Origin of the sequence: Halomonas eurihalina, assembly GCF_008274785.1 — a bacterium.
In the GTDB taxonomy this organism is placed as follows: Bacteria; Pseudomonadota; Gammaproteobacteria; order Pseudomonadales; family Halomonadaceae; genus Halomonas; species Halomonas eurihalina.
Genome location: NZ_VTPU01000021.1, coordinates 21,388 through 41,611 on the forward strand (window position 1 = coordinate 21,388; position 20,224 = coordinate 41,611).

A 20,224-nucleotide genomic window follows, 5' to 3' on the forward strand; every position below is an offset into this window, starting at 1 on the left:
GGGCTAGGCTCGTCGGGCTCAAGCGCCGGTCGTGGCGACGTCGACGAAGACCCCTTCCAGGTGCGCACGGTACTCGTCCTGATGGGTGTCGATGTCCGGTGCCTTGATCACATCGTTGGCCAGGTAGGTCGGCAGGGCACTCATTCCAAGAAACTCCATGGCCTTGTGCACGGGGAAATAAACGCCGTTGACGCCGCGCCCTTCGAAGAAGTTGCCGGGTTGGTCAAAGGCCTCACGCGGCGCATTCCAGGTCAGCGACAGCAGGTAATGCTTGCCCTGCAACAGGCCCCCGCTGCCGTACTGTAGGCTGGGGTCATGGCGCGAGCGACCGTCGCTGGCGTACAGGCTGCCATGGCCCTGGGTGAGTACCTCGTCCAGGTAGCGCTTGACGGTCCAGGGCGTGCCCATCCACCAGCCGGGCATCTGCAGGATGATGGCGTCGGCCCAGAGCCATTTCTCGACTTCGGCCTCGGTGTCATAGCCGTCATCGATGCGGGTCTCCTGCAGCCGGTGGCCCTGCTCGGCCAGGGTGCGGCGAGCCGTTTCGTGCAGGGTGTCATTGTAGCGACCGCCGGAGTGGGCAAAGGCCTTGGCACCGTTGAGTAGCAGAATATTCATAACATCCATTAAGTGGCTAATGAGTTGCGTGCCCGCTAGATGCGTGCGGAAGCGGTGGCCTTCAATGTTCGTCCAGCGAGAAACACCTTCTCGATGGACGCAAAGGTGTGGCTAAGGACGAGGCCATCACGCGAATATCACGGGCGATGATCGGGTCGTGGGTGGCTTGAGGGAGCGCCACGAAGCCTCGACGGTTGGGCAGTCTGCGCCGACTTTTCTGCATGATAAATGTAGGTAAAATGGAAACACTTTTACGGGAAGTGCAATAGCAAGCCATGCCCGGCGAGGAGAATCAGACTTGCGGAGTCGTACGGAAGATCTCGAGCTGCTCTTGGCGGTCGTCGACAGCGGTGGATTCAGTGCCGCCGCCCGACGGTTGGATATTCCGGTGGCGCGGGTGTCACGCGCCGTGCAGCGACTCGAGCGACGGCTCGATACACCGCTGCTTAATCGCACGACCCGTAGCGTGACGCTGACCAGTGAGGGCCGGGTGTTCGTCGATCAGGTCCGCGAGGGGCTGGGTCGGCTCGCCGAGGCCGAGGAAGCCATGCGCTTAAGCCGCGCTCGGCCGAGCGGGGCGCTGCGTGTCGATGCGGCCACCCCTTTCATGCTGCATCAATTGGTGCCACTGATCGGAGACTTCCGGGACTGCTACCCGGGCATCGAGCTGGAGCTGTCGGCCTCGGACGACATCATCAACCTGCTCGAGCAGCGCACCGACGTGGCGATCCGCATCGGTGGCCTGGAAGATTCCACCCTGCATGCCCGTTCGCTGGGGCGTTCGCCGTTGCAACTGGTGGCCAGTCCGCAGTATCTGGAGCGTCACGGCGTGCCGGTCAGCCCCGCGGCGTTGCGCGACCATCGGCTGCTGGGGTTTCTCAATGTCGACAACCTCAACCACTGGCCCGTGGAGGGCCTGTCCCGTCAGGGGGCCAATATCCAGCCCCAGTTGAGCACGTCCAGCGGTGAGGTCATGCGCCAGCTTTGCCTGGCTGGCGAGGGCATCGCCTGTCTGTCGCGCTTCATGATCCAGGATGATCTAGTCCAGGGGAGGTTGGTCAGCCTGATGGCTGATCGCATCATCAGTCCCAATCCGCGAGAGCAGGTCCAGGCGGTCTATTACCGCAACACGGCCCTGTCGGCTCGGATCAGCGCCTTTCTGGATTTCGTCGCGCCGCGGCTACGGCTGTAGACCGGCCGGTCGGCGGAGGGAAAGCCTATCCCTCACGGGCACTGGCATCCGCGTCGCGGCCCCGGCATCCTGTAGGGCATGACCATCGAGTTTCGCCATTGGCCTGGCAGCGTCGAGCGATGTTACCCGCCCGACTGCCTCAGCGACACCCATGACCACCACCAGTTGCTGGTGGGGCTTGACGGCCGCGTGGACGTCGAGGTGGAGGGGCGCGGTGCGGCCGTGGTACCTGGCGGTGTCTGCGTGATTCCCGCCGCCGCGACTCATCACTACCTGGGGCTGGGTATTGGCAACCGTTGCCGCGTGCTGGACTTGCCGGTCGGAGAGGACGCCGTCGATGCGTTGTTCGAGCGCATCCGTTTCCTGTGCCTGTCGCCGGAGGAGGCTCGCGGCCTGGACGATGATGCCCTGTTGGCACGGCTCGGTGGTGCGCCGCCCTGGTGTGGGCCGCGGCTCAATATGGCGCGGCTGACTCGGTTGGTGCGGGACGATCCGGCCGCGTCCTGGAGCCTGGCACGCCTGGCCGAGGCCGCCAGGCTTTCGGAACGCCAGTTGCGTCGCAGTATTCGCGACGCAACCAGCCAGCCTCCCTGGCAGTGGCTGCAGGGCCAGCGCCTGGCCCGGGCCGAACGTCTGCTGACAACCGGCGATGCCACGATCACCGAGGTCGCCTTGGCCTGCGGCTTTGCCGACGGGGCTCAGTTCAGCCGCCACTTCCGCCGTTGGCGGGGAATGACGCCAAGTGACTTGCGTCGCCGGCCATGATGGCCGAAATCGACAAGCCGTCGTCGTGTCGGGCGGCCACACTCGTCGGTCTATCCCGCGAATGGAGACATCGAGATGTCGGCCGCTTCCACCGCCGAGACGCATCGCGCCACCCTGTGGGGCGCCAGTACCGTTCTCAACTGGGCAACCCTGGCACTTTTCACCCAATGGGCCGGCCCGGTGCCGCCTTTCCTGCTCACCGCGCTGTGCTTCGGCCTGGCTGGCGGCCTGGCGCTGCTGGTATTCCTGGCTCGCGGCGATGGCCCGTCCCTGGCCGAGGCCTTCCGCCAGCCGCCAGCAGGCTGGCTACTGGGCGTCGGGGGGCTGTTCGGCTATCACCTTTGCTATTTCATCGCCCAGCAGAACGCCCCGGCCGCCAACGCCGGGCTTATCAGCTACCTCTGGCCCTTGCTGATCGTCATCCTGGCCGGGCTGGTGCTGCCGGGCGAACGCCTCAAGGCCATCCATCTGCTGGGCGGCATCTGCGGCTTCCTGGGTGCGGCGCTGCTGGTGGGCCCCGACGGTCTCGACTGGGCGGGGGAGTACACGCCGGGCTATCTGGCAGCGTTGCTGGCCGCCTTTATCTGGAGCGGTTATTCGGTGGCCTCGCGGCTGCTGGCGCGCATCCCCACCACGGCGGTGGCATGGAACTGCCTGGGCGCCGCAGCGCTGGCGCTCGCCTGTCACCTTGCCTGGGAACCGGTCGGCTGGCCGGAAGGCGCCAACCTGTGGGCCATCCTGGCCCTGGGGTTGGGCCCGGTGGGCAGCGCTTTCTTTACCTGGGACCTGGGCATGAAGCGCGGTCGGGTGCGCATGCTAGGGCTGCTCTCGTACGCCACGCCGCTGTTTTCCACCTTGGTGCTGATCGCCGCCGGCCTGGCAACGGCCAGCCCGACGCTGCTGCTCGCCGCATTGCTGATCTGCGGTGGCGCCTTGATCGGCAGTGGGGCGTTGGGACGCCGTGCGTCGGCTAGTCGGCACTCGACCGAGTGACGTAGCGGGTCTCCAGGTAGGCGTCGAGCCCCGATCGACCCAGTTCGCGACCGATGCCGCTGCCCTTCATGCCGCCCCAGCCGAGCCCCGGCGGGGCCACCTGATGGGTGTTGCACCAGACGTTGCCGGCGGTGAGTCGCCCGGCCAGCGCGTCGGCACGTGCCGGGTCGCCGGCGACCACGGTGGCGGCCAGGCCGAAGATACTGTCGTTGGCCAACGTTACCGCCTCGTCGTCGTCCTGAACGGTACGGGTGCATAGCACCGGGCCGAAGATCTCTTCTCGCCACAGGCGGCTGGTGACTGGTACGTCCCGATACACCCTGGGGGCAACGAAGTGCCCGTGCTCGGGCAGGGCAATCGGGGCCCTTGCGGTGGGTACGAGCCCTTCCGCTTCGGCCGTAGCCAGGTATTTCTCCACCCGCTCGCGCTGAGCGGCGTTGACCAGCGGACCCAGTGTGGTGGCGTCGTCCAGTGGGTCGCCGGCGACCAGTTCGGCGATGGCGGCGTCCAGCCGGGCATGCAGGTCATCGGCCAGCGATGCGTGTACCAGCAGCCGCGAGGTGGCCGAGCACATCTGGCCGGCGTTGTAGGCAAATCCCGCCAATACCAGCTCGGCGGCCAGCGCCGGATCGGCATCCTCGGTGACCAGGATCGGCGACTTGCCGCCGAGTTCCAGGGAAACGTTGCGCGTTCCCCGGGCGGCAGCGGCCATCACCGCCTCGCCCACGGCGTTGCTGCCGGTGAAGGACAGTTTGTCGACCCCGGGATGGGCTGTGAGCGCTTCGCCGACGTTGCCGCCGTCGCCGTGGACCAGATTGAAGACGCCGGGAGGCAGCTCGATCTCGAGGGCGATCTCGGCCAGTGCCTGCTCGGGCAACGGCGTGACTTCGGAGGGCTTGAAGACCACCGTGCAGCCGGCGGCGAGTGCCGGGGCGAGCTTCCAGGCGCTGCTGACCAGCGGAAAGTTCCAGGGCGTAATCAAGCCGGCCACGCCGACCGGGTCCTGGTAGCGACGCGACACCAGTCCCGTTTCGCCGGTGTCGACCGTCTCGCCCTGACGCGCGTCCAGCGCCCGTGCCTGGCCGGCGTAGTAACGGTAGCAGGCGATGGCGTCGGCCAGGTCCTGGTCGGCCTCGGCTCGTGGCTTGCCGTTGTTGCGGCTGGAAAGCTCGACCAGTGAGGTACGGCGCGCTTCGAGCTCCTCGGCGATGGCGTCGATGAAGGCACCACGACGCTTGCCCGAGAGCTCGCGCCAACCGGTCAGCGCACGACGGGCGGCGGCCACGGCGTCATCCACGTCCGCGGGATCGCCGACGGTGACCTCGGCGATGCGCGTCTCGCGGTAGGGATCGATGACGTCCAGGCATCGCGTGGCACGGCTTGCCACCCAGGCGTTGTCGATGAAGTGGCGTGTCAGTTTATTCATGAGGCTTCTCTCTGCCTGTGCGGGAGACGTCGAGGCAGCCATCCCCGGCCGCGCTCGGGCTGCATGCCGGGGAAGTGACGTTCCACCTGGCGCAGCACCAGGGTGAGCACCAGCGTCATGGCCAGGTAGATGCCGCCGATCAACAGCAGGGGCTCGTAGACCAGGAAGGTTTCGTCGCGGATGAGGTTGGCGGCCTGCAGCAGGTCCATCAGCGCGATGGTCGAGACCAGTGGCACGGACTTGAGCAGCAGGATCATCTCGCCGGTCAGGGTCGGCAGGCATAGCTGGATGGCGCGGGGCAGCCAGAGGCGCGTGAAGACCTGCAGGGGTGTCAGGCCGAAGGCGCGGCCGGCCTCGCGCTCACCCTGTGGCACGCTCAACAGGGCGCCGCGCAGGACCTCGCCGGAATAGGCACCGACACTGAGGATGAAGGTCAGGGCGCCGTAGAAGAAGGGATCGCGCAGCAGCGGCCAGATGACGCTGTCCTGAATGCCGGGAATACCTTCCAGCAATCGCCCCACGCCGTAGTAGAAGAAGAACAGCTGCACCAGCAGCGGCGTGCCGCGCATCACGATCGTGAAGCCCTGAACGGCCAGCGCCAGGGGGCGGGGCCCCTTGAGCCGCGCAATGGCGACGAGCACGGCCAGCGCAAGGCCGCCGATCGCGGACACGGCAATCAGCCACAGGGTGTTGATGAAGCCTTCGATCAGGTATTCCTGATAGAAAGGATCGCCAAGCCAGGAAAAGTCCATGTCAGGCCTCCTCGGTGTTCGGCTGGCCGCGACGCAGTCGGCGTTCCAGGCGCGCGAACAGCGCCGTGGACGACAGCGTCATCGCCAGGTAGATGACGCCGGCGGCGGCGTAGAACAGGAAATGCGCACGGGTGCTGGAGGCTGCCTGCTGGATGGTGAAGAACAGCTCGCTGTAGCCGATGACACTGATCAGGGCGGTATCCTTGATCAGGATCAACCAGAGATTCGACATGCCCGGCAGGGCATTGGGCAGCATGGCGGGCACGACGATGCGCTGGAAACGCGCCCAGGCCGAGAAGCCGAAGGCATCGGCCGCCTCGAGCTGGCCCCGTGGAATGGCCAGGATGGCGCCGCGTAGCACCTCGGTCATGTAGGCCCCCTGAACGAAGGCCAGCACACCCACGGCGGTCACGAAGCCGTTGATGGCCACCTGACCGGAAAAGCCCATGGCATTGGTCACGGCGGTGAGTGCCTGGGAACCGGCATAGTAGAGCAGGATGATCAGCAACAGCTCGGGCACGGCGCGCACCGCTGTGGAGTAGAGCGTGGCCAGGCCGCGTAGCGGCGCCCAGGGACTGAGACGCGCGCTGGCGCCGAGCAGGCCCAGCACCAGGCCGATGGCATAGGCCAGCACGGCGATCTCCAGGGTCGTCAGGGCGCCCTGTAGGATCGGGCCGGCCCAGTCGGCCAATCCTTCTTGAGAATGGTTGTTCATGGTCGAAAGCACCTTGTAAGGCACCGACTCAACGCCGGATCGGTGGATCTCCGTCCGGTGGCGTGGTCGGCGCCTCGCTTGTGATGACATGGTTGTGATGACATGGCAAAGCCGCCGGGGCGGTGTCGCTGTCCGGCGGCTCGGATCGCACGGGTAGCGGCGAGCTTAGCCAGTGCAGATGTCGGTGCCGAAGTACTCCTCGGAGAGCGAGCTGCAGGTGCCATCCTGCTCGACCCGTTCGATGGCCGCGTTGAGGCTGGCCTTCAGCTCGCTGTCGCCCTGGCGAATGCCGATGCCGACGCCTTCGCCGTAGGCCGCGTGATGCGGGGCGGTGCCCTTGATCGCGAAGCCTTCGGCCTCGTCGCGCTCGACAAGCTCGTTCATGGCGATCTCGTCGGCCAGGATCACGTCCAGGCGACCGGAGAGCAGGTCACGATTGACCTGCTCGGCCTGGTCGTAGAGGCGGATGTCGACGCCGGTGTCGCGCAGGGCGCGTCGGGCATAGGTGGCGTTGGTGGTGGCGCTCTGCACGCCGAGCACCAGGCCGTCGAGCCCTTCGGGCAGGCTCAGTTCCAGGTCGTCGGCGGCGACATAGGCACCGGGAGTGAAGTAGTAGGGATCGCTGAAGTCGATGACCTTCTGGCGGGCTTCGGTGATCGACATGGAGTTCATGATCATGTCGATGCGCCCGGCCTTGAGCGAGGGGATGATGCCGCTCCAGCCAGTGGGCTGGATTTCGCACTCGGCGTCCATGGCCTCGCAGATGGCCAAGCCAAGTTCCACTTCGAAACCGGTCCATTCGCCTTCGGACGAGGTGTAGGTGAAGGGCGGATAGGGTTCGGCGGAAATGCCGATCTGCAGCGGCTCGGCGGCCTGGGCGGTACCGCCGAAAGTGGCGATGGAAAGGGCGATGGCGGGGATGAGGGCGCGTTGCATGGTGTTCTCCTTGATCATTGTTGGAAAGGGAAGGCGATCAGGTGGCCGGCGCGGCGAAGCGCTGGCAGCGCGGATCGTCGAAAACCTCTTCGGGGGTGCCGGCGACGCCGATGACGCCGCGGTCGAGAAACACCACCTGATCGGAGACTTCCCGGGCGAAGGCCATCTCGTGGGTGACCAGCACCATGGTGCGGCCTTCGCCGGCCAGGCCGCGGATCACGCCGAGCACTTCATTGACGCGTTCCGGGTCCAGGGCCGAAGTCGGTTCGTCGAACAGCAGCAGGCGTGGCTCCATGGCGAGCGCACGGGCAATGGCCACGCGCTGTTGCTGCCCGCCGGAAAGAAAGGCCGGGTAGGCGTCGCGCTTGTCGGCCATGCCGACCCGCGCCAGATAATGCTCGGCCACCTCGGTGGCGCGTCGCCGCGAGAGCCCTTGGACTCGCATCGGGGGCTCAATGACGTTGCCGAGCACGCTGAAGTGTGGCCACAGGTTGAATTGCTGGAAGACCATGCTGACCTTGGCGCGCAGCCGTTGTAGCTGGCGCCGGTCCAGGCCAACGACGTCGCCCTGGGGATTGCGGTCGAAACGGATCGCCTCATCCGCAATCGCCAGGTCGCCCTGGTCGGGGCGTTCCAACAGGTTGAGGCAGCGCAGCAGGGTACTCTTGCCGGACCCGCTGGCGCCGATGATGGAGGTGACGCTGCCCTCGGGGACCTCGAGGGAGACATCGCGCAGTACCTCGAGGTCGCCGTAGCGTTTGACGAGGTGGCGCGCCTGCACCGCCGGGGCGGCGGTGGCGGTCGAAGTGTGATCGTCGAGCGATGATGTCATAGGCGACTCATTGAACGGTGGAAAGGGGGCCGGCCGTGTCGCGTGCCGTTTCGGCACAGCGGGCCAGGCGTCGGCAGGCGTCGGTCAGGCGGGCTTCGTCGACGGTCAGGCTCAGCCGGACGAAGCCGGCGGCGGAGGGGCCGAAGGCCTCGCCGGAGAGCACCGAGACGCCGTGGTCGTCGAGCAGCCGGTCGGCGAAGGCCTGGGACGACAGGCCGGTGGCGCGGATGTCGACCATCAGGAACATGCCGGCCGCCGGGGGGATGACCGCCACGGCCGGGCAATCCGCCAGGGCCGCGCAGACGGCATCGCACCGGGCCCGGTAGCTTGCGTGCATGGCCTCGAGTTCCGGGACCTCCCGAGTCAGGGCATCCCGGGCGGCGTCCTGGATGAAGTCCGGGCAGCCGTAGAGCATGCTCAGCGCCAGGTTGCCGAGGTGCGCGATCAGTTCCGGTGGGCCGAGAACCCAGCCCAATCGCCAACCGGTCATGGCGTGGGACTTGGAGAGGCTGTCGATCACCACGCTGCGCTCTTCCAGGCCGGGCAGGGCGGCGGCGCACTGGTGTGCTCCCTCGAAGACCAGGTTGGCGTAGACCTCGTCGGAGACCAGCCACAGGTCATGGCGACGGCACAGCTCGGCGATGGCGTGCCAGGTATCGGCGTCGATGAGCTGCCCGGTGGGGTTGTGCGGGCTGTTGAGCATGATCGCCCGGGTGCGCGGAGTGATCGCCGCCTCGATGTCGGCGGCGTCGAGGCGGAAGCCGGCATCGCTGCGCAGCGGGATGCGTACCATGGTTGCGTCGGTGGAGCGCAGCACGGCTTCGTAGGTGACGTAGCAGGGCTCGGGCACGATCACTTCGTCGCCGGGATCGAGCAGGCACTGGGCGACGGCATAGAGGCCGCACTGGGCCCCGGCCATGACGATGACACGCTCGGGATCGGCCTCGACGCCATGCCGACGGTAGCGTTCGACGATGGCCTCGCGCAGGCCGTGCTTGCCCTGGACGTCGGCATAGTGCGTCGCGCCGCCACGCAGGCTGGCCACGGCGCTCTCGACGATCGGCGTCGGGGTGTCGAAATCGGGATCGCCCACCGACAGCACGGTGATGTCCTCGCCGGCTTCCAGCCGCGCCAGGGCGCGGTAGTGGATATTCCAGGCGGCGGCACCTTCGCCGGCGATGCGATCAGTCAATCGGGAATAACGCATGGCAGTCTCACTGAATGGCCTGAGAGAGTGGTCTAATAGGTGGTGGCATCGGCTGTATCGAAGGCTCTGAGCCGTGTCACAGGCTGGCCTTGACGGCGTCGAGTGCATCGCCGCCGTCGCGGGTTTCGACGCCTTCGAGGAATTCGGCGACCCGCTCGGGGTGCGATACCAGCCAGTCATGGGCCACGGCCTCCAGCTCGCGCTCTTCGAGGCTGTAGTCGCGGATGAAGTCGCTCTGTTCGTCGGCGCTGAGCACGAACTGGTCGAGCAGTTGTATCAGGTTGGGGTTGGCCTCGGCGTAGGACTTGGCAACGATGGTCTTGACGTCGCTGCGGCCATTGTCGGGGCCGTAGACGCCTTCTGGGTCGTCGAGGATGCGGGTGTCGTACTCCGGCACCATCCAGTGGGGCGTCCAGCCGTAGAAGACGATCCAGCGATCTTCGTCCACGGCGGCTTCGACCTCGCTGAGCATGCCGGGCGTGGACGAGGACATGCTTTCCCAATCGCCGAGGCTGTAGGTGTCGGCCTCGATGGCCTTGTTCAGCATGTCGGTGACGGTGGAGCCGCTCTCGATGCTGTAGACGGTCTTGCCGAAGCGTTCGGCCACCTCGGGATCGGCGAGCTGTTCGGCGCTGGTGATGCCCGCCTCGTAGACGTAGCTTGGCACCGTGAAGCCCATGCGGGCGCCGTTGACGTTGTTGCCCAGGTCGACGATGGCGTCGGCCTGCATGGCGGCGTCGTAGCTTTCCTGCTGCGCGGGCAGCCAGCCGGCGAGAAAGGCGTCGCTGTCGCCGGTCTGTAGGGTGTTGTAGCCGACCGTGGAGCTGAGCTGCTGCTTGCTGGCGGTGTATCCCAGCGGCTCGATGAGCTGGGCGAGAAGCTCGCTCTTGACGGTCACGCCGGGCCAGGGCGGCACGACCAGGCGGAGTTCGTCGTCGCGATCGGCGGCCGTGGCGGGGCCGGCCAGGGTCAGGCCGGCGAGTAGTGTCAGGGTGATGGGGGGCCTGGTCGTCATATCTCGGATGTCTCCTTGGAAAACACTGATTTATTGCTGCGCTCGATATCCTGGCCGCCGGCGGTACTCAAAATCCTCATTTACGCCCGTGTAAACTGCGGTTTTTCTGTTCCGGCGGCGGCCAGCCTCTCTTCGCTCGCAACATAAATCAGCGCCTTCCTGATTGCCGGGAGGAGATGAAAACCATCTCCGCCTCAGAGGGAAAGGATCGGGACGTTCGGGTCGCTAAAGTGAGTCGGCCCAGCCGGCGGCGTCGACCTCGACGATCAGTGGCGAGGTGGTGTCGTTGAGGTTGGACAGGGCCTCGCCAAGCGTGGCCGGGTCGGCGACATGCCGGTAGCGACAGGCGAAAGCCTGGGCCAGGGCCTGGAAGTCGGGGGCGGCCAGGTCGACGCCGAGCTTGGGTATTTCGCTTGCGGCCATGTAGCGGCGTATCTCGTCGTAGCCATCATTGTTCCAGATCACTATCGCCACCGGGCGGCCCAGGTCGCGAGCGGTGCCCAGTTCGCCGAGCACGAACTGCAGGCCGCCGTCGCCGACCAGGGCGACCACCGGCCGATCGGGACAGGCCAGGGCCGCACCGAGGGCGGCGGGCAGGCCGTAGCCGAGGGTGCCGAAGCCGGTAGCGGCGTTGAACCAGCGACGCGGTGCCGGCAGCGAAGCCAGGAAGTTGCCGGCATAGACCGGGCCGGTGGAATCGCCGACGACAATGGCCTCGGGCAGCGCCTGGCGCAGCGTATCGAAGAGCGGTGCGTAGGAGACGAGTTCGGGATCCTCGGCGAGAGCCAGTTCCCGACGCACGGCCTCGGCGCGAGCGGCGCCATCGCGTGCTGCTGATTCGGGCAGTCGTTCGGTCAGGGCCGCCATGGTCTGGCCGGCGTCGGCGAGCAGGGCCAGGTCGGCGGCCTGGTTGCGACCGAGCTGCTGGGGATCGATATCGACCCGGATCAGACGGCCGTCGAGGACGAAGCCGCCATCGAATACCAGATCATAGTCGGTCTCGCCGAGCTCGGTGCCGATGGCCAGTACCACGTCGGCGTCGTGGGCCAGCCGACGGGCCGCGGGCAGGCTGGCGGTGGCGCCCAGATCCAGCGGATGGTCGAGCCCGAGCACGCCCTTGGCGTTAATGGTGGTGAACGTCGGGGCGTCGAGTCGTTCGACCAGGGCGCGGGCGGCACCCGGGGCATCGGCGGTGCCGCCACCGAGCAGCACCAGCGGACGGGACGCGGCGCCGAGCCATTCGGCGGCCTTCGTCAGTGCCTCGGGCGCCGGTGCCGGCGGGTAGCTGTGGGCCGGTGTGACGGGAGCATCGGATGACGGGGCGCCCATCACGTCCAGGGGAATCTCGATATGCACGGGGCCGGGACGGGCGCTGTCGAATATCGCGAAGGCGCGGGCCAGCACCTCGGGCAGTGCCTCGGGATCGTGCAGGGTGTGGCTGAACACGCTGACGCCGGCCAGTGTCTCGCGCTGGTGGGGCATCTCGTGCAAGCGCCCCTGACCGCGCCCCAGGCTGGCGCGCTGGTTGACGCTGGAGATCACCAGCATGGGCACCGAGTCGGCCAGGGCCTGGCCCATGGCGGTGGCGATGTTGGTCATGCCGGGGCCGGTGATGATGAAACAGGCGGCGGGCTTGCCGCTCGCCCGGGCATGGCCGTCGGCCATGAAGCCGGCTCCCTGTTCGTGACGCGGCGTGACATGGCGCAGCCGGCTCTCGCCCAGGGCGCGGTACAGTTCGATGGTATGCACGCCGGGGATGCCGAAGGCGGTGTCGACGCCGTAGGCCTCGAGGAGCTGGATCAGTCGCTGGGCACACGTCATTGGGGCTCGTTCTCCTCGATCGGGTCGGGCAGGCCGCCGAAGGGCGGGCGGCCCAGAACGCGCTCGACCATGGGCACGAAATGCTCGAGCGGCAGGGTGTCGTAGTCGGGATCGAAACTCGCCTGGTCCCAGTGGTCGCAGAAGCGCACCGTGCGGGCGTAGGCCGGGTGGTCGCGGAACTGCTCCCGGGCGTGGCGGTCCTGGCCGAAGAAGTGGCGGTAATGGTAACCCTGAAAGAGCTCGTGATGGCGGATCATCCAGGCGTTCAAGGGGTCGATGAACGGCTCGAGAATGCCCGCGGCGATCTCGGCATGATTGGCCGGTGCCAGGTCATCGCCGATGTCATGCAGCAGGGCGCACACGACCATTTCCGCGTCGGCACCGTCGCGCAGCGCTCGGGTGGCGGTCTGCAGGCAGTGCTCGAAGCGATCCACCGGATAGCCGTGATGGTCGCCGGCCAGGCGGTGGAGGTGCTCGAGCACGCGGCGCGGGGCGTCGGCCTGGTAGTCGCGGAAGCGGGCATCGATCAATTGCCACTCGTCGAGCCGGCTTTCGTCGAAACGGCGGAAACTGGCCTGGTTCATGCACTGGCCTCCTGCGATGGCTGGCTGGACATCTGGCGACGCAGTACCAGGCGGCGGCTGGCGGTGCTGTCGCGGTCGACATAGCCCTGGCGCAGGTGGCGCACGCCGCCGGCGAGCTGGTAGGCACGACGTCCGTGCAGCAGGCGATAGTTGTCCATGATCAGCATCTGGCCGGGATCGAGCTTGAGGTGAACGGTCAGCTCGTCTGAGGTGATCAGGCGATAGAAGGTGCGTCGCGCAGCGTAGTAGCGCTCGAGCGCATCGGCGGACAGGGCGCCGACACGCTCGGTGCGGTTGTTGAAGCGCACACGGGACAGGCGGCCTTGGCTGTCAAGCTCGATCAAGGGGCCTTCGCCTTCCAGGCAAGTGGTGTCGTCGTGGTAGCGAAAGCCCGGGGCGACGCGGGTCAGGCAGTCGAAGGCCTCGGGGTCGCGGGCCTTGAGCGTCAGCGCGGCCTGGTAGCCGTCGACCAGGGTGTTGTCGCCGCCATCGGCGGCATTGGTCAGGCAGTGCAGCCAGATGTAGCCGGGGATGGGGTCGCGATAGGGATTGTCGGTGTGCGGCTCGAGTCCGCGCTGGGTCATGGTCAGGTCATAGGCATTGGCCACCGACTTGACGTCGGCGATGCCACCCCAGTTGGTGCGACGCAGGGGGCCGATGCGGTCGATCAGCGCCTGCATGCCGTCTTCCTCGGTGGGCACGCCAGAGACCAGCACGAAGCCGAAGTGATGCAGGTTCTCGAGCATGTCGAGCAGGGCGGCATCGTCCTGGCGGGCGGCCGTGAAATCCGCCCTGGGTGGCTCGGCCAGGCTGGCATCCCAGAGGCGGCGGCCAGGCACGCTGGAGTCGATTTCGGCGCCGGCCTCGATCAGTTCGGCGAGCGGAAAGTCGGTGACGTGGCCGTCGCTGAAACGCAGCGCTACCCGCTCGCCGTTCAGTTCGGCGCTTTCCAGGGTCAGGTCGAGTGGCAGCTCGGCTGCCTCGATCAGGCGCTGGCCGGTGCGAGGGTCCAGAGTGTCGGGATCGGGCGCTCGCTCGCGCAGCCAGAGGGCGGCGAATTCGCGGGTCAGGCCCTGGGTTTCGAGGTTCAGGCGCTGTCCGGCCGAGGACAGCCACAGCTTGCCGCTTGCGGTCATGACGATCTATCTCCGGGTATTGCGTGGACCGTGACGAAGTGTCGCCACCGGCGCCGATGCGCGACTGGCTTTACCCTAACGCCGCTGCGCCGCTAGTATTTGCATAAATTCGCCTTTTATTTGATTTTTTTGGCCATCATGAGTGAGTTTGCCGATACCTGGCCCTATCCGCGGCCGGATTCACCGCCCTTGCTGGCGCCCGAACAGGCCGAGTACACCCTCGATGTCTGGCTGGTTCCCAAGTTCTCGATGCTGAGCCTGTTCTGCCTGCTGGAGCCGCTGCGCGTGGCCAACCGATTCGGCCGGGACCTGTTTGCCTGGCGACTCTTGTCCGCCGATGGCGAAGGGCTGGTGGCCAGCAACGGCGTGCGGATCGATGTGGACGGCGAGCTCGATGGCGTGGCCGATGACGCGCACCTGATGGTGGTGTCTTCCTATGAGGCAGAGGCCACCATCCGGGGGCAGGATCTCGCCGTGCTGCGGCGGGTGGCGGCGCACGGTGGCTGGTTGGGTGGGCTGGACACGGCACCCTTCATCCTGGCACGGGCGGGCGTGCTGGAAGGGCATCGGGTGGCGATGCACTGGGAAAGCGTGCCGGCGTTTCGCCGCGAGTTCCCGCATCTCAGGGTCAGCCCGGCGCGTTTCGAGCTGGATGCGTCGCGGCTGACCGGGTCGGGCGGTTCGGCGAGCATCGACATGATGCTGGCCTGGATGGAGCGGCTCTATGGTCCGGCGCTGGCCAATGCGGTGGGCCGTCAACTGGTACACCAGCGCGGCAATGACGATCCCTCGCCGAGCCGGGACGAGCGCTATGCGCACTTGCCGCGCAGCGTGCTGCGGGCCCTGGCGGTGATGGAGGCGAATCTGGCCCAGGCGCTGCCCATTCCCGAGATCTGTCGGCTGGTGGGACAGTCGCAGCGTCAATTGACGCGCCGTTTCATGGCGCATTTCGGCGAGACGCCCAAACAGTGCTATCTGGGCATGCGGCTGGATCAGGCTCAGCGCCTGCTTGCCGCCAGCCGCTGCCGGGTCACCGAGGCGGCGCTGGCCACCGGCTTCGCGCACCTGGCGCACTTTTCCCGGGCCTACCGGGCGCGCTTCGGGGAGGCGCCCAGCGTGACCGCCGAACGGGGCTGACGATTGACGAGCCGTTTGGGGCTGGCGTCGAACAAGCCTGCTCTATTCACCGGGTCGTGAGAGATGCGCCAGGCGTCTCAGGCGTGTGGTGAACCCCGGTTCTGCCCGTGAGGGTCATGGTGCGGCTACCCGGATGCCGGAAAGATGGTGGATGGCCAGCATGAGCGCCATGAGAAGTGCGGCAGCCATGAAGGGTGCGGTGGTGTGCAGTTGATATAGTGGCGCGGCAATCAAGGGGCCGACGATGAAGCCTACCGCCGGTGTGGCAGAAATTAGCCCGGTTGCCTTGGCCTGCTGCCGGGCACTCCCGGTCGCGGTTGCCGTGGCGGCGGCTGCCGGATAGCTCAATCCCATGCCGAGACCGATCAGCGCCATGGCAAGATGTACACTGGTCATGCTAGTGGCGAATGCCAGCAAGGCGTAGCCCAGCACCAGGGCTGGTAGCCCGAGCATCAGCATACGACCGGCCCCCCAGTGACTGCGCTGGACGAAACCGAATTGGACTGCGACCGAGACCAGGGCCAGCGTCATGAGGACGAAGCCGACCCGCTGGGCAGCATGCGAGGCCGAGAGTCCCCATACATCGATGAAGAAGAACCCTAGGGTCTGGTGAATCATGGCCATTGCCGAAAACAGGGAAGCCGCCACGATCAGATAGCACCAGGATGCCCAGGAGAGCCGCTCGCCGGTGGTATCGTGGTCGGTATGTTGTTCAGGCTGCCTGGGCAGGGTGCGATCGTCGGGCAGGTTACGCCATAGCCAGCCCAGTGCTAGAAAGGTCAGCAGCGCGACGGCATACAGGGGGACCAGCAGGCCAAGGGCTGCCAGCAAACCGCCGAAGGCCGGTCCCACGACCTGCCCCAGGCTGTTGGCCGAAGTGGTCCGACTGATCGCGGCCAGGCGCCTGTCGGGCGTCGTCAAGGCGATGGCATAGCCAAGTACGGCGGGCGGCGTGGCGGACATGACCGAGGATTGCAGCATGCGGCTGGCGAGGAGTGCGGCAAACAGCGGCAACCCGGCCAGGAACCCTCGCATGCCGAGTGAGAAGACGGTCGTGAACAGCAAGGTACCCAGTGTGTAGCCGGCTAGCCCGACAAGAATGATGCGGCGCCGGCCGAAGCGCAGGCTCACCCGTCCCCAGATGGTCGTCCCCAGGGCATAGATCAGCGCGGAAGAGGAAATGATGATGGCCACCTGGAATTCGCTTAGTGCGACCTCGCGGCCGAGCGGAGGCAGCAGCGTCATCACGACACCCTGGCCGGTGGCGGTGGCGAGTAAAGCGGTAAACAGTAACCAGAGAGTCATCCAGGATTACTCCAGCAAAGCGAGAGGCGCCTCGGTAACCAGAAAAAAGGGTTGTACCTGTTGGCACAACCCACAAAGCCCGTCAGGGCCGAGAGAGACGTTACGAGTGTGGCCGGCTGTCTTCAGGCGATCTCGAACAGGGCGGCCATGCCCATGCCACCGCCGATGCACATTGTCGTCACTACATGGCGAGCGCCACGGCGCTTGCCTTCGAGCAGGGCATGGCCAACCATTCTAGCGCCACTCATGCCATAGGGGTGGCCGATGGAGATGGCGCCACCATCGACGTTGAGCTTGTCGTTGTCGATCCCCAGTCGGTCGCGGCAATAGAGCACCTGCACGGCGAAAGCCTCATTGAGTTCCCACAGGTCGATATCATCGATCGACAGGCCGTGTCGTTTGAGCAACTTGGGGACGGCAAAGACCGGCCCGATGCCCATCTCGTCCGGCTCACAGCCGGCGACCACCATGCCGCGATAAATCCCCAGAGGGGAGAGACCGCGCTGCTCGGCCAACTGGCGGTCCATGACCACACAGGCCGAGGCACCGTCGGAAAGCTGGCTGGCATTTCCGGCACTGATCACGCCCTGCTCGTGCATGACGGGCGGGAGGCTGGCCAAACCCTCCAGCGTGGTCTGAGGGCGATTGCACTCGTCCTGGTCCAGTGTCACGTCGCGGTAGGAGACCGCTTGCGTCTCCTTGTCGACGACTGCCTGGGTGACCTCGATCGGTACGATTTCCTCGGCGTATCGCCCGGCTTGCTGGGCGGCGGCAGTGCGTTGCTGACTCTGCAACGCGTAGTGATCCTGCGCGTCCCGCGTGATGCCGTAGCGCTTGGCGACGACTTCAGCGGTTTCGATCATGGAGTAGTAGATCGCCGGATGGGCGGCCTTGAGCGTATCGTCCTGGGTGCGAAAGCGATTGAAATGCTCATTCTGCACCAGGCTGATGGACTCGATGCCGCCTGCGACCATGATCGGCACGTTGTCGACGACGATGCGCTGTGCCGCCAGGGAGATGGCCTGCAGGCCCGATGAGCAGAAGCGATTGATGGTGGCGCCGGCAGTGGTGACCGGCAGGCCGGCGGCCAATGCTGCCTGGCGGGCGATATTGCCACCGGTCGCCCCCTCGGGGAGGCCGCAGCCCAGGATGACGTCTTCGATCTCGTGCGGGTCGATGCCGGCGCGTTCGACGGCATGACGTATGGCATGTCCGCCGAGCTGGGCACCATGGGTGTTGTTGAGCGACCCCCGGTATGCCTTGCCGATGGGGGGGCGTGCGGTAGAGACGATAACGGCCTCTTTCATCTTTGAACTCCTTGTTGGCGACGGCTGGTGAGAGGCGTGGTCGAGGGCGACTCAGAGGTCGGCGAAGCACTTACCTTCGTTGACCAGCCGTTCCAGCAGCGGGGCAGGTTGCCAGATGTCGCCGTAGCGCTGTTGATACTGCTTGATAGTGTCGAGGATGGAGGCCAGTCCGATGCTGTCGGCATAGTGCATGGGGCCGCCCCGGTAAGTCGGGAAGCCATAGCCGTTGATCCAGACCACATCGATATCGCTGGGCCTTTGAGCAATACTTTCCTCGAGGATCTTTGCCGCTTCGTTGATCAGCGGATAGATCAGCCGCGGCAGAATCTCTTCTTCGCTGATGTCGCGGCGCTCGATGCCGAGATCCTTGGCGGCCTGCGCGATGATTGCCTCCACCTCCGGGTCGGGCAGCGGCTTGCGAGATCCAGGCTCGTAGCGGTAGTAGCCCATGCCGCTTTTCTGCCCCAGGCGCCCCTGTTCCACCAGACGGTCGGCCACGGCGCCGTCGGTGGGGGAAACGGCCTCCCCGCGCTGGCGGCGTTCTTCGCGCACTCGATAACCGATGTCCAGGCCGGCGAGGTCGCCCATCGTCATCGGCCCCATGGCCATGCCGAAGCGACTCATTGCGGCATCGATCTGGGCGGGACTGGCGCCCTCCATCAGCAGAATGCCGGCTTCACGGCCATAGCCCTTGAGCATTCGATTGCCGATGAAGCCGTCGCAGACGCCGGAGATGACGCCCACTTTGCCGATGGTGCCGAGCAACTTCATGGCTGTGGCCAGCACGTCGTCGGCGGTCTTGTCGCCACGCACGACCTCCAGCAAGCGCATGACATGGGCGGGGCTGAAGAAATGCAGGCCCAGCACGTCCTGCGGGCGAGAGGTGGCCTCGGCAATCTGGTTGACGTCCAGATAGGAGGTGTTGGTGGCCAGAATGGCCCCCGGCTTGCAGACGTCATCGAGCCTGGCGAAAACGTCGTGCTTGACGGCCATGTTCTCGAAAACGGCTTCGATGACCAAATCGACGTCGCCGAAGTCAGCATAGTCGAGCGTACCGGTCAGTTGAGCGAAGCAGGCATCGGCCTTTTGCTCCGATATGCGGCCCTTGGCCTTGCGATCGTCATAATAGGCCTGAATGGTGTTGATACCGCGCTCCAGAGCCTCGCCTTTCATCTCCAGCAGGGTGACGGGAATGCCCGCATTGAGGAAATTGATGGCGATGCCGGAGCCCATGGTGCCGGCACCGATGATCCCGACCCGGCGGATCTCCCGTTTCGGTGTGTCCCGCGGTAGGTCGGCCACCACGGGCGCTTGGCGCTCGGCAAAGAACACATGGCGCAGGGCGGCCGATTCGGCAGATGACAGGCGTTCCAGGAACAGCTCGCGCTCCTTCTTCAAGCCCTCGGCAAACGGCAGCCTGGTGGCCATTTCGATGGCTTCGATGCAGACTTGGGGCGCTTCGAGTCCTCGCTGTTTCTTGGCGATCTGGGCGCGATAGGTATCGAAAAAGCCTGACTCCAGTTCGACGGTATCTGCCTGCATTTCGCTGCAACGGCGAAGATGGGCCGAAGCGTCCACCAGTTCACGCGCATAAGCCAGGGCCTGTTCGGTCAGATCGCCTTCGGCGATTCGATCGATGGCCCCCAGCGACATGGCATCGGGAGCGGCAACCTGGCGACCCGATACGATAACGTCCAACGCTTCCTTGACGCCGATCAGTCGCGGCAAGCGCTGGGTGCCACCGGCGCCCGGCAGCAGCCCGAGCTTGACCTCCGGCAATCCCACTCGCGCCGATGCTTCGGCAATCCGATAGTGGCACGCCAGTGCCGTTTCGAACCCGCCCCCGAGAGGCGTGCCGTGTAGCGCGGCCACCACCGGTTTGGAAAGCGTATCGAGCTGAGCGAGAACTTCCGGCAGGGCCGGTGGCTGCATCGGCTTGCCGAACTCGGTGATATCGGCGCCGGCAATGAAGGTTCGTCCTTCACAGCGAAGAACGACTGCCTTTACGGAAGGTTCCTGCTCGGCGGCATCGAAGGCGTTGGTCAGTCCTTTGCGCACTGAGGCTGAAAGCGCATTGACCGGGGGGTTGTCGACGGTAATCAGCAAGATGCTGTCGTGCTGCTCATAGGTAACGGGTTCACTCATGGTGATCTCAAGCCCCTCTCTGGACGAATGACGATTGGCACCCAGGTTCTACAGGTCGATAGGCAGGGTCGCTGGGCCATCTTACGATACGCATGGTAAATTGCAAAACTTGATTTCGCATAGCGGTTCCGTGGTTTGAAAATGCATGGTTACAGCCAGGTCGCCGGCTAGCTCAGAGGGGCGTCGAGGGCGTTGTCAGGCACTCCCGCTGAGTGAGTAATGAAATATTTGAGCGCTATTGACTTTTGTTGTTTCGCTCTGCGAATGTATATTTCATTAAATCGCTCTGCAAGCCGCTGCCGCCTGACTGCCTTCTGTGCCTGGCACAGCTACCGCGG

Annotated in this window: 18 protein-coding genes; 4 read left to right on the forward strand and 14 right to left on the reverse strand. The window is 65.8% G+C overall.

Going from position 1 to position 20,224, the window contains the following annotated elements; translation table 11 throughout:
- Positions 1-18: 18 nt before the first annotated feature.
- Positions 19-618, reverse strand: coding sequence for an NAD(P)H-dependent oxidoreductase (locus tag FZZ93_RS16345; protein ID WP_149323365.1), 600 nt, complete (start codon positions 616-618; stop codon positions 19-21).
- 298 nt (positions 619-916) lie between these two features.
- Here FZZ93_RS16345 and FZZ93_RS16350 point away from each other — a divergent pair, with 298 nt between their 5' ends.
- The 3 genes from FZZ93_RS16350 (at position 917) to yddG (ending at position 3,568) form a co-directional block, all read left to right on the forward strand.
- The gene (locus FZZ93_RS16350; protein WP_149323366.1) at positions 917-1,810 is read left to right on the forward strand and encodes a LysR family transcriptional regulator; all 894 of its coding nucleotides are present in this window, start codon (positions 917-919) and stop codon (positions 1,808-1,810) included.
- 78 nt (positions 1,811-1,888) lie between these two features.
- Positions 1,889-2,575: an AraC family transcriptional regulator gene (locus FZZ93_RS16355; RefSeq protein ID WP_149323367.1), complete on the forward strand. Its 687-nt coding sequence runs from the start codon at positions 1,889-1,891 to the stop codon at positions 2,573-2,575.
- A gap of 75 nt (positions 2,576-2,650) precedes the next feature.
- Positions 2,651-3,568 carry an aromatic amino acid exporter YddG gene (gene yddG, locus FZZ93_RS16360; protein WP_149323368.1) on the forward strand — a complete coding sequence of 306 codons (918 nt, stop codon included), beginning with the start codon at positions 2,651-2,653 and terminating at the stop codon, positions 3,566-3,568.
- Here yddG and FZZ93_RS16365 read toward each other — a convergent pair.
- From FZZ93_RS16365 to tmpA, 10 genes are all read right to left on the reverse strand, one after another.
- On the reverse strand, positions 3,546-4,994 hold the full coding sequence (locus FZZ93_RS16365) for an aldehyde dehydrogenase family protein (RefSeq protein ID WP_149323369.1): 1,449 nt from the start codon (positions 4,992-4,994) through the stop codon (positions 3,546-3,548). The two genes, yddG and FZZ93_RS16365, sit on opposite strands and share 23 nt — an antisense overlap.
- Positions 4,991-5,746 carry an ABC transporter permease gene (locus FZZ93_RS16370; RefSeq protein ID WP_149323370.1) on the reverse strand — a complete coding sequence of 252 codons (756 nt, stop codon included), beginning with the start codon at positions 5,744-5,746 and terminating at the stop codon, positions 4,991-4,993. The genes FZZ93_RS16365 and FZZ93_RS16370 overlap by 4 nt, the downstream gene beginning before the upstream one ends.
- A gap of 1 nt (position 5,747) precedes the next feature.
- Positions 5,748-6,461 carry an ABC transporter permease gene (locus FZZ93_RS16375; protein ID WP_149323371.1) on the reverse strand — a complete coding sequence of 238 codons (714 nt, stop codon included), beginning with the start codon at positions 6,459-6,461 and terminating at the stop codon, positions 5,748-5,750.
- Between the two features lie 165 nt (positions 6,462-6,626).
- On the reverse strand, positions 6,627-7,397 hold the full coding sequence (locus FZZ93_RS16380; RefSeq protein ID WP_246146249.1) for a transporter substrate-binding domain-containing protein: 771 nt from the start codon (positions 7,395-7,397) through the stop codon (positions 6,627-6,629).
- A gap of 37 nt (positions 7,398-7,434) precedes the next feature.
- A complete protein-coding gene (locus FZZ93_RS16385) occupies positions 7,435-8,229 on the reverse strand; it encodes an ATP-binding cassette domain-containing protein (protein ID WP_223111801.1) in 795 nt (264 codons plus the stop codon).
- A 7-nt stretch (positions 8,230-8,236) separates the two neighbouring features.
- Positions 8,237-9,436, reverse strand: coding sequence for a pyridoxal phosphate-dependent aminotransferase (locus FZZ93_RS16390; RefSeq protein ID WP_149323373.1), 1,200 nt, complete (start codon positions 9,434-9,436; stop codon positions 8,237-8,239).
- Between the two features lie 76 nt (positions 9,437-9,512).
- Positions 9,513-10,451 (reverse strand): glycine betaine ABC transporter substrate-binding protein, encoded by a 939-nt coding sequence (locus FZZ93_RS16395; protein ID WP_149323374.1) that lies wholly within the window; start codon positions 10,449-10,451, stop codon positions 9,513-9,515.
- A 225-nt stretch (positions 10,452-10,676) separates the two neighbouring features.
- Positions 10,677-12,272 carry a 5-guanidino-2-oxopentanoate decarboxylase gene (locus FZZ93_RS16400; protein ID WP_149323375.1) on the reverse strand — a complete coding sequence of 532 codons (1,596 nt, stop codon included), beginning with the start codon at positions 12,270-12,272 and terminating at the stop codon, positions 10,677-10,679.
- Positions 12,269-12,856 (reverse strand): HD domain-containing protein, encoded by a 588-nt coding sequence (locus FZZ93_RS16405; protein ID WP_149323376.1) that lies wholly within the window; start codon positions 12,854-12,856, stop codon positions 12,269-12,271. The genes FZZ93_RS16400 and FZZ93_RS16405 overlap by 4 nt, the downstream gene beginning before the upstream one ends.
- Complete coding sequence (tmpA, locus tag FZZ93_RS16410) at positions 12,853-13,992, reverse strand: 2-trimethylaminoethylphosphonate dioxygenase (RefSeq protein ID WP_149323377.1); 1,140 nt, start codon at positions 13,990-13,992, stop codon at positions 12,853-12,855. Before tmpA ends, FZZ93_RS16405 begins: the two co-directional genes overlap by 4 nt.
- 138 nt (positions 13,993-14,130) lie before the next feature.
- On the opposite strand from tmpA, the gene FZZ93_RS16415 reads away from it, so the two are divergent.
- Positions 14,131-15,129, forward strand: a complete 999-nt coding sequence (locus tag FZZ93_RS16415) for a GlxA family transcriptional regulator (RefSeq protein ID WP_149323378.1) — start codon at positions 14,131-14,133, stop codon at positions 15,127-15,129.
- A gap of 114 nt (positions 15,130-15,243) precedes the next feature.
- Here FZZ93_RS16415 and FZZ93_RS16420 read toward each other — a convergent pair whose 3' ends face one another.
- The 3 genes from FZZ93_RS16420 to FZZ93_RS16430 form a co-directional block, all read right to left on the reverse strand.
- A complete protein-coding gene (locus tag FZZ93_RS16420; protein ID WP_149323379.1) occupies positions 15,244-16,434 on the reverse strand; it encodes an MFS transporter in 1,191 nt (396 codons plus the stop codon).
- Positions 16,435-16,556: 122 nt separating this feature from the next.
- Entirely contained in the window at positions 16,557-17,741 is a 1,185-nt protein-coding gene (locus FZZ93_RS16425) for an acetyl-CoA C-acyltransferase (protein WP_149323380.1), read from the reverse strand.
- A gap of 51 nt (positions 17,742-17,792) precedes the next feature.
- Entirely contained in the window at positions 17,793-19,886 is a 2,094-nt protein-coding gene (locus tag FZZ93_RS16430) for a 3-hydroxyacyl-CoA dehydrogenase NAD-binding domain-containing protein (protein WP_149323381.1), read from the reverse strand.
- Positions 19,887-20,224 lie beyond the last annotated feature (338 nt).

Coding starts and splice junctions, on each gene's coding strand:
- FZZ93_RS16345 (WP_149323365.1), bottom strand. CDS start 618: ATGAATATTCTGCTACTCAACGGTGCCAAGGCCTTTGCCCACTCCGGC.
- FZZ93_RS16355 (WP_149323367.1), top strand. CDS start 1,889: ATGACCATCGAGTTTCGCCATTGGCCTGGCAGCGTCGAGCGATGTTAC.
- yddG (WP_149323368.1), top strand. CDS start 2,651: ATGTCGGCCGCTTCCACCGCCGAGACGCATCGCGCCACCCTGTGGGGC.
- FZZ93_RS16365 (WP_149323369.1), bottom strand. CDS start 4,994: ATGAATAAACTGACACGCCACTTCATCGACAACGCCTGGGTGGCAAGC.
- FZZ93_RS16370 (WP_149323370.1), bottom strand. CDS start 5,746: ATGGACTTTTCCTGGCTTGGCGATCCTTTCTATCAGGAATACCTGATC.
- FZZ93_RS16375 (WP_149323371.1), bottom strand. CDS start 6,461: ATGAACAACCATTCTCAAGAAGGATTGGCCGACTGGGCCGGCCCGATC.
- FZZ93_RS16380 (WP_246146249.1), bottom strand. CDS start 7,397: ATGCAACGCGCCCTCATCCCCGCCATCGCCCTTTCCATCGCCACTTTC.
- FZZ93_RS16385 (WP_223111801.1), bottom strand. CDS start 8,229: ATGACATCATCGCTCGACGATCACACTTCGACCGCCACCGCCGCCCCG.
- FZZ93_RS16390 (WP_149323373.1), bottom strand. CDS start 9,436: ATGCGTTATTCCCGATTGACTGATCGCATCGCCGGCGAAGGTGCCGCC.
- FZZ93_RS16395 (WP_149323374.1), bottom strand. CDS start 10,451: ATGACGACCAGGCCCCCCATCACCCTGACACTACTCGCCGGCCTGACC.
- FZZ93_RS16400 (WP_149323375.1), bottom strand. CDS start 12,272: ATGACGTGTGCCCAGCGACTGATCCAGCTCCTCGAGGCCTACGGCGTC.
- FZZ93_RS16405 (WP_149323376.1), bottom strand. CDS start 12,856: ATGAACCAGGCCAGTTTCCGCCGTTTCGACGAAAGCCGGCTCGACGAG.
- tmpA (WP_149323377.1), bottom strand. CDS start 13,992: ATGACCGCAAGCGGCAAGCTGTGGCTGTCCTCGGCCGGACAGCGCCTG.
- FZZ93_RS16415 (WP_149323378.1), top strand. CDS start 14,131: ATGAGTGAGTTTGCCGATACCTGGCCCTATCCGCGGCCGGATTCACCG.
- FZZ93_RS16420 (WP_149323379.1), bottom strand. CDS start 16,434: ATGACTCTCTGGTTACTGTTTACCGCTTTACTCGCCACCGCCACCGGC.
- FZZ93_RS16425 (WP_149323380.1), bottom strand. CDS start 17,741: ATGAAAGAGGCCGTTATCGTCTCTACCGCACGCCCCCCCATCGGCAAG.
- FZZ93_RS16430 (WP_149323381.1), bottom strand. CDS start 19,886: ATGAGTGAACCCGTTACCTATGAGCAGCACGACAGCATCTTGCTGATT.